Annotated in this window: 13 protein-coding genes; 2 read left to right on the top strand and 11 right to left on the bottom strand. The window is 73.7% G+C overall.

The features are described from left to right. Positions 1-51: 51 nt before the first annotated feature. Both ACFVVX_RS13160 and ACFVVX_RS13155 read right to left on the bottom strand, forming a co-directional pair. A complete protein-coding gene (locus tag ACFVVX_RS13160) occupies positions 52-636 on the bottom strand; it encodes a TerD family protein (protein ID WP_387944681.1) in 585 nt (194 codons plus the stop codon). A 209-nt stretch (positions 637-845) separates the two neighbouring features. Further along, positions 846-1,559 (bottom strand): class I SAM-dependent methyltransferase, encoded by a 714-nt coding sequence (locus ACFVVX_RS13155; RefSeq protein WP_387944679.1) that lies wholly within the window; start codon positions 1,557-1,559, stop codon positions 846-848. 269 nt (positions 1,560-1,828) lie between these two features. On the opposite strand from ACFVVX_RS13155, the gene ACFVVX_RS13150 reads away from it, so the two are divergent. Then, entirely contained in the window at positions 1,829-4,210 is a 2,382-nt protein-coding gene (locus tag ACFVVX_RS13150) for a glycosyl hydrolase family 18 protein (protein ID WP_387944677.1), read from the top strand. 105 nt (positions 4,211-4,315) lie between these two features. Here the strand turns inward: ACFVVX_RS13150 and yidD are convergent, their stop codons facing one another. Next, complete coding sequence (yidD, locus tag ACFVVX_RS13145) at positions 4,316-4,930, bottom strand: membrane protein insertion efficiency factor YidD (protein ID WP_387944675.1); 615 nt, start codon at positions 4,928-4,930, stop codon at positions 4,316-4,318. A gap of 87 nt (positions 4,931-5,017) precedes the next feature. After that, a complete protein-coding gene (locus tag ACFVVX_RS13140; RefSeq protein WP_387944673.1) occupies positions 5,018-5,791 on the bottom strand; it encodes a hypothetical protein in 774 nt (257 codons plus the stop codon). Positions 5,792-5,955: 164 nt separating this feature from the next. On the opposite strand from ACFVVX_RS13140, the gene ACFVVX_RS13135 reads away from it, so the two are divergent. Next, entirely contained in the window at positions 5,956-6,480 is a 525-nt protein-coding gene (locus ACFVVX_RS13135; RefSeq protein ID WP_387944671.1) for a hypothetical protein, read from the top strand. A 608-nt stretch (positions 6,481-7,088) separates the two neighbouring features. On the opposite strand, the gene ACFVVX_RS13130 is transcribed toward ACFVVX_RS13135, so the two are convergent. The 7 genes from ACFVVX_RS13130 to ACFVVX_RS13100 form a co-directional block, all read right to left on the bottom strand. Next, on the bottom strand, positions 7,089-8,498 hold the full coding sequence (locus ACFVVX_RS13130) for a family 2B encapsulin nanocompartment shell protein (protein ID WP_387944669.1): 1,410 nt from the start codon (positions 8,496-8,498) through the stop codon (positions 7,089-7,091). Between the two features lie 423 nt (positions 8,499-8,921). Then, positions 8,922-9,899 carry a hypothetical protein gene (locus tag ACFVVX_RS13125; RefSeq protein WP_387944667.1) on the bottom strand — a complete coding sequence of 326 codons (978 nt, stop codon included), beginning with the start codon at positions 9,897-9,899 and terminating at the stop codon, positions 8,922-8,924. A 219-nt stretch (positions 9,900-10,118) separates the two neighbouring features. Beyond that, positions 10,119-10,913 carry a DUF1963 domain-containing protein gene (locus ACFVVX_RS13120; RefSeq protein WP_387944665.1) on the bottom strand — a complete coding sequence of 265 codons (795 nt, stop codon included), beginning with the start codon at positions 10,911-10,913 and terminating at the stop codon, positions 10,119-10,121. 146 nt (positions 10,914-11,059) lie between these two features. Continuing rightward, positions 11,060-11,569 carry a hypothetical protein gene (locus ACFVVX_RS13115; RefSeq protein ID WP_387944663.1) on the bottom strand — a complete coding sequence of 170 codons (510 nt, stop codon included), beginning with the start codon at positions 11,567-11,569 and terminating at the stop codon, positions 11,060-11,062. 250 nt (positions 11,570-11,819) lie between these two features. Then, positions 11,820-13,250, bottom strand: a complete 1,431-nt coding sequence (locus ACFVVX_RS13110; protein ID WP_387944661.1) for a PLP-dependent aminotransferase family protein — start codon at positions 13,248-13,250, stop codon at positions 11,820-11,822. Positions 13,251-13,442: 192 nt separating this feature from the next. Further along, positions 13,443-13,730 (bottom strand): hypothetical protein, encoded by a 288-nt coding sequence (locus tag ACFVVX_RS13105; protein WP_387944659.1) that lies wholly within the window; start codon positions 13,728-13,730, stop codon positions 13,443-13,445. A gap of 177 nt (positions 13,731-13,907) precedes the next feature. Then, complete coding sequence (locus tag ACFVVX_RS13100) at positions 13,908-14,420, bottom strand: universal stress protein (RefSeq protein ID WP_387944657.1); 513 nt, start codon at positions 14,418-14,420, stop codon at positions 13,908-13,910. Positions 14,421-14,624 lie beyond the last annotated feature (204 nt).

Genomic DNA, 14,624 nt, shown 5'->3' with positions numbered 1-14,624 from the left:
GTCAGGCAACCTTCGCCCCGTCGCGACGCCCAAAAGTTGCCTGACGCGGCACTAGAGGTGCCTGACGAGCTCCGGCATCAGGTCCTGGAAGGTCCGGCCGGTGGCCGGCTGGCCGATCGCGGCCATCTGCCAACCGGCCGCCGTGCGCTGCACCTTGGCCATGATCTGGGCGGTGTAGGGACCGCCGCCGGTGAGCGTGTAGCGGGCCAGTTCGGCGCCGGTCTGCGCGTCCACCAGCCGGCAGAAGGCGTTCTCGACCTCCTGGAAGGTCTGCCCGGTGAAGGAGTTGACGGTGAACAGGATCTGGTCCACCTCCGCCGGCACCCGCGCCAGGTCCACCGTGATGGACTCGTCGTCGGTGGCGTCACCCGCGCCGCCGGTCAGGTTGTCCCCGCTGTGCCGCACCGAGCCGTCGTTGCTGGTGAGGTGCTGGAAGAAGACCACGTCCACCGGGCGCTCACCCGCGAACAGCACGGCGGAGGCGTCCAGGTCGATCTCCTGCGAGGCCAGCAGCTTGGCGAAGAAACCCTTGCGCTGCGCGGCGCGCCAGCCCAGGCCCATCCGCACCAGGCCCAGCTGTCCCCCGCCCGGCTTCTCCAGGCTCAGCTTCTGTCCCTTGGCCAGCGAAACGCTCATCGCGTCCTCCTCGTCCCTCCGCCGGCGCCACGCCGGTGCTTGCGTCGGCGCCGTTGCGGGCGCGCCCTGAATCTACAGCACTGTAGAAAGATTGCGGGTCGCAGCGTCTTCCCTCTCCAGCTCGTACCCCGCTTCTCCGATCATCACCACATGATCCGAGGACCGCGGGAGCCAGCCGACGAGTGACACGCTCCACGTCCAGCCCAGGGCTAAGGACGCTCCAGCCGCACCAGGGCGTCGACGGCCTCGGCCGCCCGGTCCTCCCCCGCCCGGACGTGCGCGGCCTCCGCACCGACCGGGCGGCGGACCCGCTCCGCCCGGACGGTGCGCAGACCGGCCTCCGCGAGGTCGGCGAGCACGTCCTCGGGGGTGAACAGGACGCGCGGATCCTGCGGGCCGCCGACACCCTCGGTCAGGTTGCTGGAGTCGTGGCCGACCACCAGCAGGGTGCCGCCGGGGGCCAGCGCGGCGGCGGCCCGGCGCAGCGCGCTCCGGCGGTCCTCGGCCGGGAGCTGCAGGTAGGCGACCAGGATCAGGTCGTAGCCCCCGGCCGGGGCGTCGAAGGTCCGGGCGTCCGCCTGCCGCCAGGTCAGCCGGGCGGCGGTCGCGGCGGGCAGGCCCTCGGCGAGCCGGGCGGCCCGGTCGAGGGCGACGGCGGAGAAGTCGAGCCCGGTGACCTGCCAGCCCTGGCGGGCGAGCCAGATGCTGTTGCGGCCCTCCCCGGCGGCGAGGTCCAGGGCGCGGCCGCGGGCGGGGCCCTCGGCAGGCTCGTCGGCGCCCTCGGCGAACGCCTCGGCGGGGCCCTCCGCGGGATCGGCCGCAGCCCGCAGGCCGGTCAGCTCGCGGACCACCCAGCGGTTGGGTTCGGCGCCCCAGACCAACCCGCTCGCGGCGTACCGGTCGTCCCAGTCCTGGCTGTCCATCGCGTGTCCTCCGTTCTGCGGATCTTCACCGTACCGCCGGGGCGCCCGTCGGAGCGGGTGCCAACAGTCCGGTGGCCGGACACTCTTGACGGCGAATATTGGTCCAGTCCAATCTGTGGTGTCGTGACGTAGCCGGGACAGTGGAACCGCCGCGTCGCTCGCTCCAGCTCCCACCGCCCGCGCGCCCCCACAGCGCTCGGGTCGGCTCCCTTCGACCCGTCCCGGGTCAGCGCACCGCCGGAATCCCCCACCCATCCGGAGGACAGCACATGCACGACAGAGTCACGCCCGCGCTCCCCGCCGAGCGCCGGGCCGCCGCGCCACGCCGACGGGCCACCGCACTGGCCCTGGCGGCCACGCTCACCACCGGCAGCGCCGCCCTCGCCCTCTCGCTCGACACGGCCTCCGCGGCCGCGGTCAACCTGCTGACCAACGCCGGCTTCGAGACCGGCTCGCTGGCCGGCTGGAGCTGCGCCAACGGCTCGGTCGTCACCACGCCGGTGCACGCCGGCAGTTACGCGCTCAGCGGCGCCGCCTCGGCCTCCGACACCGCGCAGTGCCAGCAGACGGTGGCCGTCCAGCCGAACACCACGTACACCCTGGCCGGCTGGGTGCAGGGCAGCTACGTCTACCTCGGCGCGACCGGTACCGGCATCAACTCCTCGACCTGGGCGCCGAACGCGACCGGTTGGACGCAGCTGAGCACCACCTTCACCACCGGCGCGGGCACCACTTCGGTGACGGTGTTCACGCACGGCTGGTACGGCACCGGCACCTACCGCGCGGACGACCTCACCCTGACCGGGCCGGCCGGGCCGACCGGCAGCGCCAGCCCGACGGCCTCCACCAGCCCCACCGCGTCCGGCAGTCCGACGGCCTCGACCAGTCCGACGGCGAGCAACAGCCCCACCGCCAGCACGAGTCCGACGGCGAGCAACAGTCCGACCGCCAGCACCAGCCCGACCGCCTCCACCAGCCCCACGGCGTCGACCAGCCCGACCGCCACGGCCACCGCCACCTCCACGGCCACCGGCCCGGCCGGCGACGGCAAGGTCACCACGCCCGCCGGGGTGACGGTCAGCAAGGTCACCCACAACGCCGTGGTCCTCACCTGGCAGCCCTCCACGCTGACCAGCGGCGACGGCCCGATCGCCTACAAGGTGTACGCGGGCAACCAGTTGGTGGCGACCTCGATGGGCACCTCGGTGGCCGTCAGCTCGCTGCTGCCGAGCACCGCCTACGCCTTCACCGTGCAGGGCTACTCGGGCAGCCACGGCTCCGCCCAGTCCGCGCGGGTCGCCACCACCACCTCCGCCGCGCCGGCCGCGAGCCCGTTCCGCTCCGCCTACTTCGACCAGTGGGGCGTCTACGAGAACGCGTACAACGCGAAGAACGTCGACACCAGCGGCGCCGCCGGCAAGCTGGACGTCATCAACTACGCCTTCGCCAACATCCACCCCACCTCGCACACCTGCTTCCAGGCCGTGAAGGCCTCCGACTCGGCCAACGAGTCCAACCCCAACGCCGGTGACGGCGCGGGCGACGCCTACGCCGACTACCAGGCCGACTACAACGGCGCCACCAGCGTGGACGGCAGCAGCGACACCTGGGAGCAGCCGCTCAAGGGCAACTTCAACCAGCTGCGCCAGCTCAAGGCCAAGTACCCGAACCTGCGGTACACGATCTCGATCGGCGGCTGGACGTACTCCAAGTACTTCTCGGACGCGGCCGCCACCGACAGCTCCCGCAAGGCCTTCGTCTCCTCCTGCCTGGACATGTTCCTCAAGGGGAACCTGCCGACCGGGATCGCCGGTGACGCCTCCGGCGGCGCCGCCACCGCGGCCGGCCTCTTCGACGGCGTCGACCTCGACTGGGAGTACCCGGGCTCGGCCGGCGGCCACACCGGCAACCACTACACCCCCGCCGACAAGCAGAACTTCACCCTGCTGCTCAAGGAGTTCCGCACCCAGCTGGACGCCCTCGGCAGCGCCCAGGGCAAGCGCTTCCTGCTGACGGCGGCCCTGCCCAGCGGCCAGGACAAGATCGCGCTGCTGGAGACCGACAAGATCGGCGCCTACCTGGACTACGCCGACATCATGACGTACGACATGCACGGCGCCTGGGACGCCAAGGGCCCGACCAACCACCAGGACCCGCTGCACGACAGCCCGGCCGACCCCACCACCCCGATCACCCCGGGCACCCGGAAGTACAACGTGGACACCACGCTCGCCGCGTACACCACCGGCCTGCCGGAGTACGGCATCACCGGCGGGTTCCCGGTGAGCAAGCTGGTGCTGGGCGTCCCGTTCTACTGGCGCGGCTGGACCGGCGTGCCGGCCGGCTCCAACTTCGGCCTGTACCAGACCGCGACCGGCCCGACCCCGGCCAAGCCGCTCAGCGCGGAGGCCGGACTGGCCGCCTGGAAGGAGCTGAACCCCACCGCCGCCACCACCCACTGGGACCCGGTGACGGAGACCTCGTGGGTCTACGACGGCACCAACTTCTGGACGGGTGACACCCCGCAGGCCATCCAGGCGCGCGGGGCGTACGTCAAGAGCAAGGGCCTGGCCGGCATGTTCGCCTTCTCCCTGGAGAACGACGACGCCTCCGGCACACTGCTCAACGCCATGAACAGCAGCCTGCACTGACGAATCGTCAGACATGCCGAAGGGCCGCGCGGATCGCAATGATCCGCGCGGCCCCCGCCGTTCCGGGCAGGCCCCCCATACCCGGCAGGCCCCGGCGGTGAGCGGTCAGGTCCTGTCCGGCACCGGGTCCGCACCGCCGCGCCGCACTGCGCCCGGGCGGCAGCGCAACAGCCGGCCGACCGTCAACCGGGCGCCCCGCAGGGCGCCGTGCCGGTGCAGCGCCTGGACGGCGTAGGTCGAGCAGGTCGGCGTGTACGGGCAGCACGCCGGGCGCTTCGGGCTGACCTCGGCGCGGTAGTATCGCACCGCGCCGTACAGCACGCCGGCCGCGAACCCGCCCGGCACGGGCGCCGCCGGGTCCGCTCCGTGCCCGTGCCCGTTCCCCTTCCTGTGCCCGGTGCTGTGCTCCTGCCCGTGCCGGTGGCCGTTCCGGACGCGTTCGCCCACCCGGGCCCGGCCCGCGCCGAGGGCGAAGCGGACGCCCGAGGCCATCATCACCGGGATCAGCGCGATCAGGCAGGGATCACCCAGGTCGCAGCAGTCGCAGGCGTCGGAGCAGTCGTTGTCGCGCTTCTTCTTGCCGTGGCGGCGCCGGTACTCCTCCCAGGCCCGCCGCTGCTCCCGGCGGCGCCGGCGCTCCTGCTCGGGCAGCCACCACCAGGCCCGCCCGGGGCGCTGCGGCGGATTCGGGGCGCCCTGGCTGGGCGGCGGGTAGGACACGGCTGACGATCCCTTCGACGCGGCCTCCGGGTCTGTCCGGAGATCCGGTCAGACTATCGGAGGAGCTTTCGGCGCCCTGGTCGGATCTCAGTCCTGGCCGCCACCCAGGGGCGGGAAGAGGTCGATGAACGGCTGGGTGGTCACCGAGACGCTCCGGCCGAACGGGTCGTCGAAGTCCCAGATCAGGAACAGCAGGAAGGCGATCAGCGCGCTGAACGCGCCTGCCAGCACCAACTCCCGGGTGGAGCGGCGGATCTGCAGCGCGAACACCATGCCGACGGTGATCAGCGCCCCCACGATCAGACCGAACCAGACCACACCCGGAATGGTCGGCCCGACGTTCTGGCCGCGCGCGGTGCGGGCGTCGTCGGCGCTGCTGATCCGGTCCATGATCGGCTGGTAGGCCTGGGCCTCCAGGTCGCTCGCCGGGGCGCGGTTGGCGAAGTCCTGGCGCAGCTTCTCCAGGAGTTCGGTGCCCCGGTCGGAGATCTCGCCGTGCTCGCGCATGTAGGACCACTCGACGTCGATCACATACGAGACGTAGCCGTCGACGTCGGCCCGGATCTTGTCGCGGAACTCCACCGGGTAGACCTGGGCCCGCTCGCTGACCTCGTGCAGCGACTGCGCCTCGCGCACCACGTCGTCCTGGGCGGCGCCGCGCGCCTCCCAGACGCCCGCGATGGCGAGGCCGAGCACGATCGCGTAGACCACGCCGATCATCATCGTCATGTACTCGATGACGTCGGGTGTCTCGTCGGTGTTCTCGTCCTCGCTGACCCGGCGGTGCCTCAGCACCACCACCGCCACCACGACGGCACAGGCCGCCGACATGGCGATGGCCAGTGCCAACCACTCGGACATCAGGACTCCTTTCCAGTTGTTTTTTGGGGGGGGGAAGGGCGATCGAGCCGGTACGGCCCGGTTCAGGAGCGGTTCAGGACCGGCCGGAGCCACCGCGCCCGGAGCCGCCCCGTCCGGACCGGCCACGCGGGCGCAGGGCCGCGGCGGCGAGCACGGCAGGCACGGTGACCAGCAGCATCGTGGTGGTGGGCGAACTGCCGTGGTGGCGCTGGGCGACGGGCGGCGGCAGCGCCGCCGGAAGCCGGACGGGCTTCGGCACCGGCTTCACCGGGGTGGGCCGTACGGTCGGCGCCGGCGGCGAGGGCTCGGGGGCCGACGGCGGGACCACGGGCTGCACGGTCGGCGCGGGTGACGGCGCGGGTCGCGGCGGCGGGGTGGTGGTCCGCGGCGCGGGCGGCGGGGTGGGCCGCGGTGTCGGAGCGGGCGCCGGAGGCGGCACCGGCGCGGGGGCCGGCGGCGGGGTGGGCACCGGCTTCGGTGGTGGCACGGGCGCCGGTGTCGGCTGGGGCGTCGCGGTCACCGTCGGGCTCGGGCTCGGAGTCGGACGCGGGGTCGGCGTCGGGCTCGGACTCGGCTTGGGAGACGGCGACGGGGTCGGGGTCGGGCTGGGACAAGGGTGGTGGGTCGGCGGGTGGCTCGGTTTGGAGTGGCTGGGCTTGGGCGTCGGCGTGGGCTTGGGGTGGTGCTGAGCGCCGAACGGGTCGACGTGGACACCCACCTCGACGTCGACGTCCACGTCGACATCCACACCGTCCCGGCCTACCGACACCGAGACGTCCGTCCCGGTGCAGACACAGGTCTCGACGACCGGCCCGTGGCCGTGGACGTGGCCGCCGCAGTGCGATCCGGACGCCGTCGCCAGCGGCGCGTCGGCCGCGCCGCCCAGCAGCGCGCAGAGCGCCGCCACGGCGGCGGCCGCACCGACCAATCTGGTCCGGCGCCCTCGGCCGGTACCGCCGGTCGTGATGCTCGGCTCTCCACTCATAACTGCCCGTCCACCGGTATCGGTTGGGCTTGCGGCATGCGTGTCACGCACCTTTCGCGTCTTCCGGTCTGGGGGCGGTCGACACCGGGAGTGGGGGCCGACAGCGGACGGCCCGCCTGCGGGGGCGGGCCGTCCGACATCAGGTGAAACGATCTTGCTGGCGACCGGTTACGGCCCGGCGGCGCTCGACGCGACGCCTTCGGCGGCGGCAGCCGGCCTCAGCGGCGGCTGCGGCTCGGCACCACCAGCGGCTCGGCACCACCAGCGGCTCGATAGGGGCCGCAACTCGGTAACGGCCGCGGCTCAGTGGCCTCAGTGGCGGCCGTGCGCGATCTCGACGTTCTCCAGGACACCCACCGCGTCCGGCACCAGGATCGCCGCCGAGTAGTAGGCACTGACCAGGTAGGAGATGATCGCCTTCTCACTGATCCCCATGAAGCGGACCGAGAGCCCCGGCTGGTACTCGTCCGGGATACCGGTCTGGTGCAGGCCGATGACGCCCTGGTTGTCCTCACCGGTCCGGATCACCAGGATCGAGCTGGTGTTCTCCTTGGTGATCGGGATCTTGCTGCACGGCAGGATCGGCACCCCGCGCCACGCCGGCACCTGCTGCCCGCCGAGGTCGACGTGGTGGGGGTAGAGCCCGCGCGCGTTCAGCTCACGGCCGATGGCCGCGATGGTGCGCGGGTGCGCGAGCAGGTAGTCGGGGTCGCGGCGGCGGCTGAGCAGCTCGTCCAGGTCGTCCGGGGTGGGCGGGCCGGAGTGGGTCTGGATCCGCTGGCCGAAGTCGGCGTTGTTGAGCAGGCCGAACTCCGGGTTGTTGATCAGCTCGAACTCCTGGCGCTCGCGCAGCGCCTCGATGGTCAGCCGGAGCTGGTGCTCGGTCTGGTTCATCGGCTGGTTGTAGAGGTCGGCGACCCGGGTGTGCACCTTGAGCACGGTCTGCGCGACGCTCAGCTCGTACTCGCGCGGCTTCAGCTCGTAGTCCACGAAGGCGCCGGGCAGCTCGTACTCGCCGTGGTGGCCGGCGGACATCGCGATCTCGGCCTCGCCGCGCTCGTTCTGGCGCTGGAGCGGCAGCGCCAGGAAGTCGTGCAGGTGCGCCTGGAGAGCGGGCGAGCCGTCCCGGATGGCCTCGAAGTCCCGCCGGGGCAGGGACAGTACGGTACCGGCGGTGACGGTCTTGGCGGTGTACTCCCAGACCGCGTCCGGGTCGAGCACGGCCTGCTCGCCGAAGCGGTCGCCGTCGCCGAGGGTGCCGACCACGGTCTCGTCACCGTACTTGCCGGTGCCGATCTGGTTGATCTTGCCGTGGGCGATCAGGAAGATCCGGTCCGCCTGGGCGCCCTTCTCGACCAGCAGCTCGCCCGGGCCGAAGTCGCGCTGCTCGCAGCGGTCGGCGAGGGCCGTCAGCACCTCGTCGTCGTCGAAGCCGCGCAGCAGGGCGAGTTCGCCGAGCTCGCGCGGGATGACCCGGACCTCCGAACCGGTCTTGATGAACTCGATCCGGCCGTCACCGACGGTGTAGGTGAGCCGGCGGTTCACTCGGTAGGCACCGCCCGCGGCCTGCACCCAGGGCAGCACCTTGAGCAGCCAGCGGGAGGTGATCTCCTGCATCTGCGGTGCGGACTTGGTGGTGGTGGCGAGGTTGCGGGCAGCGGCCGTGGTCAGGCTCGACTGCGGGGGTACCTGCTGCGTCTCCGGACTCGTGTCCACGGGCATCGGCAGGGGTCTCCTTCATCTGGTCAGGTCACGCCGACCCGTCTCGGCAGAGGCCATGACGGACCGTCAGATAGGCTTATCAGTAGTCGATTTGATGAACTCTCGAGGGGCGCTTGCCGCTCGGTTGGCCCATCCGGAACCCTAGATCACCAGCGCCCGACCGGACCGCTCCGAGCACTCCGCGCCGCCCGATAGGGTGAATCTCAACGATGGAGTGGTTGGCATCCCCCAACCACCTCCGGACACATCTTCGAATCACTGCGCATGCGAATAGCCCGCCCGCGAGAACGCCCACCCCCGTTCGGACGCGACGAACCGGAGTGCGCCGCACCGCCGCACCACCCCCACCGAATGGGCACAGATGTTCGCCTGGTCGAACACGGGGTTCGAGTGGGGCCGGCGGGGCGCCACGGCCCCGCGCGGTCACTCCGCGTGCTCTCCCGGGTCGGGCTCCGACGAGCGGCGGCGCCGGAGGTGGCCGTGGTACCAGCGCCAGCCCACCAGGCTGGAGAGGCCGATCAGGGCGAGCCCGAGGGCGGGCCACCGGCTGCCGGCCAGTCTGACGTCGGCACCCACCACGATGACGATCGCCACCAGCGGCAGGATCAGGGACACCAGCGCGCGCAGACCGCCGGCGGCCATGCCGGGGTCGACCCGGGACGGCCCGGCCCGCCAGTCGGCGGCATCGCCGAAGTGGAAGGTGGCGGCCCGGGCCGCGATCCGGTCCGTCGCGCGGGCGTACGACATCCCCATGTAGGGCAGCCACACCAGGGGCGCGACCAGCCCGACCAGGAAGACCACCGCCACCAGCACCCACCCGCCGATCGTCCGCCACCGGGCGGGCGGTGGGTCGGTGTCCGCCCCGGTCAGCCCGAGCAGCCTCGCCATCCGCGAGATCAGCGACCAGAAGCCGCGCCAGCGGCCCACGCCGGGGCCCGCCGCCGGGCCCGCCACCGAGTCTGCCGCGGCTCCCCGGGCGATCGCGCGCTCGGCGCTCGCGACATCGGGGTAGGCGCCCTGGAGCACCATCAGCTCGGCGGCCCGGGCGGGGTCGGTCGGGTCCTTCCCGGACAGCGCGGCGAGTTCCAGCAGGAGCTGCGCCTGCGCCAGCAGCGCGGTGCAGAACGCGAACGGGACGAGGACGATGAAGGGCCCGCCGACGAACGCGCCCTCGCTCTCGCTCACCCGTTTGGCGTGGGTGACCGCGCGGTCCACCAGCTCGGCGGGGGAGGCCTCGGGGTGCGCCTTCCGCAGCCCGGCGATCCGGCGGGCGGCGCGGGGGCCGCGGTGGCGGACGGCGAAGACGGCGAGCACCTCGGCCAGCCGGGAGGGGTGCGCCCGGACGGAACGCACCAGCTCCTTGACCGGGGCCTCCGGCCCGTCGGGTGCCTCTGCTGCCATGTTCGTCCCACCGCGCAGCGCGCGTCTCGGCCGACGTGGGCCGGGGTGTCCCGGCGTCTCCCAGCAGCCTAGTCGCGGCGGGCCGTCGGCGCCCGCGCCGGCGGTCGGCTCAGGCCGGGCGGGACCGGGCCCTGGGAGCCGGGGCCTGGTGGCCGAGGCCGGGTGGGCGAGGCCGGGGCCGGGTGGGCGGCCGCACCCGGCCCGGGCCGACCGGACGCCTCAGGCCACCTCGAAGCCGTGCCGGACCCGGTCGAAACGGCCGGCCGCCAGGTCCTCGTCGGTGATCCAGAAGGAGATGTTGACGGTCTCGCCCCAGTCGGCCGCCAGGGCGCGGTTCTCCACCTGGAGCAGCGGACGGTGCCCGGCGGGGCGGCCGGTGTCCGTGTCGCACCAGCCGAGTACCCGCACGTCCGGCCGGGGCAGGTGGTCCCGGAAGTCCGAGGCGAGGTCCAGGGCCACCAGGAAGTCGTCGGGGAAGAGGTTCTCCAGCTCCTGGTCCTGGTAGGAGGGGGCGGAGAGCTCCCAGCGGGCCCGGACGGCGACGGCCGGCACCACCGGGTCGCCCGTCCCGCTCGCGGGGGCCGGCCGGGGCGGTGCGTCCCCGGGGACGTGCAGCACCCGGCAGCCGCCGCCGGTGTAGTCGGAGACCCGGTCGTCGTGGAAGAAGAGCAGCAGCCCCGAGGCGGGGAGCGGCCAGACACCGCCGTGGCCGGTGGTCCGGAAGGCCTCGGCCAGACCTGCGCAGTCGAGCTGGGCGAGCAGCTGCATCGGCAGCCCGGCGAACTCGGGCCAGTCGGTGCCGGCCGGCAGCGGGGGCAACCCGCCGAGGCGGCCCGCGGCAGGGCCCTCGAGCGCGGCGGACCCGCCGGTCAGGACGAGCGAGGAGCGCAGCAGCGCCTCGACCAGGGGTGCGGTGTGCTCGTCGGCCCGGGCACGGATCGCCGCGCGGACGGCGTCGGGGACCGGGAGCGACGCGGCCCCGGTCGGGGTGTCGACGAGATGCGGTTCGGCCATGGGCCCAGCCTGCCATCCGGGTCCGACAGTCCGGTGCGGCCGTCCGGTCCGGCGCTCCGGCGCGGGCAGCTCTTCGGGGGCGGACGGCCCGTCAGGTGCCGGTACGGGGGCGGCCGGCACCTGACGGGTGTTCGGGGGGCGACGGGTCAGGAGCAGGTGACCTCGTTGCCGGGTACGCCGAAGATGCCGGAGTCACTGGCCAGGCCGGACTGGTACTCGTAGTAGACGTACGTGTAGAAGTCGATCCGGGCGCCCGAGCCGCAGCCGGAGTCGGCGGCGATGTCGTAGGTCAGCGTGACGGTGGTACTCGCACCGGCCGCGACGGGCACGGTGTGGTGGACGATCCCGCTGGTGGCGCCGGTGTCGCAGCCCCCGACATTGCCGCCGCACGCGGAGAAGGCGTACTTCAGCGCGGTGTTCTGGCTGGTCCCGTAGGTGGGCTGGATCGACTGGTAGACGAACTGCACGGGTGTGTCGTGCGGGTTGGTCAGGGTCAGGGTGAGGGTGACCGAGGATCCCGGGGTCGCCGTCGCCTTGTCGGAGCTCACGGAGAGCAGCGGGGTGTCGGCACGGGCCGGGGCGACGGAGAGGAGCAGACCGACGACAAGGGCCAAGATCGCGGAGAGACCGAAACGGCTCACATGTGTTCTGCGCATGACCAGTGAGCGTAGGGGGCGGCCGCGCCTGCGGCACCAGGCTCCGCCCGGGCCCGTATTGGCATATGACAGCGGAGCGGACGCGACGGGCCATTGTGCCCGCACCCGCCGACCGCCGCGTGGCCCGGCGCCCTAGGCTGCGCCCTTCACCCTGCGCTCCCTCCTGGGCTCCCTCCTGGGCTCCCTCCTGGGCTCGGTCCTGGGCTCGGTCCTGCGCACCGCCCACCGCGCCTCCGCCGTCGGCCGGGGCTCACTCCGGCGACGGGAGGACGTCGCAGAGCGCGGCCAGCGCCGCCGGGTACGCGTGGTCGGGCGGGGTGGCGTAGCCGACCACCAGGCCGTCCGCCGCCGGCATCGCGGTCTCGCCGGTGAGCGGGTGCCGGTAGTCCGCGAGGCCGTCCACGGCCAGGCCCCGGTAGGCGGCGGCCTTCAGGACGGACCGCTCGGTGCCGGGCGGGAGCCGCAGCACGGCGTGCAGGCCGGCCGAGATGCCCGACACCCCGATGTGCGGCGCCCGCTGTTCCAGGGCGGCGACCAGCTGGTCCCGGCGGTCCCGGTAGCGGCGCCGCATCCGGCGCAGGTGCCGGTCATAGCCGCCCGCGTCGATGAAGTCCGCGAGCGTGAGCTGGTCGAGGGCGCTGGCCCAGCCCTCCCGCTCGCCCTTCACGGCGAGCACCCGGTCCACCAGGTGCTCCGGCAGGACCATCCAGCCGAGCCGCAGCGCGGGCGTCAGGCTCTTGCTGGCGGAGCCGAGGTAGACCACCCGGTCCGGGTCCAGGCCCTGCACGGCCCCGACGGGCTGCCGGTCGTAGCGGAACTCCCCGTCGTAGTCGTCCTCCAGGACCAGCCCCGCGCTCCCCCGGGCCCAGTCGACCACGGCCGAGCGCCGGGCGGCATGCAGCGGCCCACCGGTCGGGAACTGGTGGGCCGGGGTGAGCAGCACCGCCCGCACCGCCGGGTGGGCGGCCAGCTCCCGCACCCGCGCGCCGTCCTCGTCCAGCGACAGCGGAACGGTCGGCACCCCGGCCCGGGCCAGCAGCGACCGGTGGAAGGCCAGCCCGTACCCCTCGACGGCCAGCGGGCCCGGCAGCACGGCACCCGCGCCGTCGAACAGCAGCCGCAGCGCGTGCGCGAAGCCGGAGCAGATGACGATCCGGTCCGGATCGGTGCGCACCCCGCGAGCGCGGGCCAGGTAGTCGGCCAGGACGGTGCGCAGCTCCCGGCGGCCCTGCGGGTCGCCCGGCCCGAAGGCCTCGTTGGGCGCGGCGGTGAGCGCCCGGCGGCCGGCGGCCAGCCAGGCGGTGCGGGGGAAGGAGGCGGCGTCGGGCTGGCCCTGGCGCAGGTCGTGGGCGGGGCGCGGCGGCACCGACGGCCGGCGGGAGCGGACCGGTCCGGCGGGCTCGGCGCGTTCGGCGACGGTGGTGCCGGAGCCCTGCCGGGCGGTGAGCCAGCCCTCGGCGACCAGTTCGGCGTAGGCGTCGGCGGCGGTGTTGCGGGCGATGCCCAGGTCGGTGGCGAGCGAGCGGTAGGGCGGCAGCCGGGTGCCGGGGGCGAGCCGTCCGCTGCGGATCGCCTCACGCAGGGCGGTCATCAGGGCGGCGCGGCGGCCGCCGGTGGCGGGCAGCTCCAGGTGCAGGTCGCTGCCGGTCGACCGGGCCGTTACGACCGGGGAGTCCGTCATGATCACGCACTCTATCGCCGGGCGCGCCGCGGCCCCGGGGCGGGCGGTGTCGCCCGCCCCGGGGCCTTCGGATCGAGCGGTCGCGCCGGGCCGGGCGGCCTGTCGGCCCGCCGGTGGCCTTCCCGGCCGAGGGCTCCCCGGGAGCGCCCGTCGAGCCCTCGCACCTCCCGTGCCCCTCGCGCCTCTCTCGCCTCAGTCGATGCGGATCGAGTTCACGATGTAGGTGCGCACCTCGTTGCGGGTGCGCTCGGCGAGCGTCGAGTCCGTCGAGTAGGCGCTCACCGTCATCCAGGTGTTTCCGCCCTGCGGGACGCAGACGATGTTGGCGATCACGTCGTTGTTCCCGCCGATCACCTGGTAGTCGCCGTCGCCGGCGAGGTCCCAGACCTGGAAGCCGCGCTCCCGCAGCGCGCTCTGCGCCAGGCCGAGGCAGTAGCCGAGGGTGTCGTTCTTCGTGAAGGTTCCCCAGTGCACGTACATCCGCGTGTCCCTTTCGTCCGCGGGTCGCGGGCCGTTGCTCCCGGCCCGTGCACCGAGGATCGGGCGGCGGATGTCCCGAGGGCACGGGGCCGGTGTCCCGTTCCGGCCCTGCGCCCTGTCCCGGTCCGGGCCGGTCCCTCGCGGCGGGGGGCAAGTCCCTCGCGGCGGGGGCCGCGCCTAGGGAACGACGGTGACCGGCCAGCGGCCGGCCTTCACCAGCCGGACGGCGACCGAGCCGATGACCCGGTGCCCCGCCTGCTCGGAGGCTCCGACGACGACGGCGTCGGCGCGCAGGTCGTCCGCCATCCTGGCGAGGCCCGTGTACGGGTCGCCGCGGACGGTCAGGAAGCGCCAGTCCAGCTGCCACACGCCGCTCATCCGCTGCTCCGCCTCGCGCAGCGCGGCCAGCAGCTCGTCGGCGATCTCCTGGGTGGTCTCCTCGATCGCCGCGCCCGCGAGCGCGGTGGCGGCCCCGAGGACGGGCTGGATGTAAGCCACGGCGAGGGTCGCCTTCTGCCGACGGGCGAGGCCCGCCGCGTAGGCGGTCGCCCGCCAGGAGGAGTCGGAGCCGTCCAGCCCCGCCAGGATCACCTTGGGCCCGTCGGTCCCCAGCTCGAACCCCGCCGGCGCGACCGCCGCCCCGGGCTCCTCGGCTCCGCCGACGGCCTCTGCATCGCTCTCGTTGCTCATGGCCAGAGGCTATGCCCGACACGGTGCGTGAGCGGAGGGACCACGACGGGTGGGGGCTGTGGTGCGGGCCACCCGGGAGCGGGTCGCCGCCCACCGGTTCCGGTACGGCCCGCGGACGGGTCGTCACGCACCGTCGACGATGTGCGCGGCCTCACAGCCCTCCCGCTGTGGCCCGGACCACTTTCCCCACCCGTTCGATCTTGA

It is taken from the genome of Kitasatospora sp. NPDC058170 (genome assembly GCF_042883905.1).
GTDB lineage: Bacteria > Actinomycetota > Actinomycetes > Streptomycetales > Streptomycetaceae > Kitasatospora.
The sequence above is the reverse complement of the archived record's forward strand: the minus strand, read 5'-3'. Positions and strand labels throughout refer to the sequence as shown.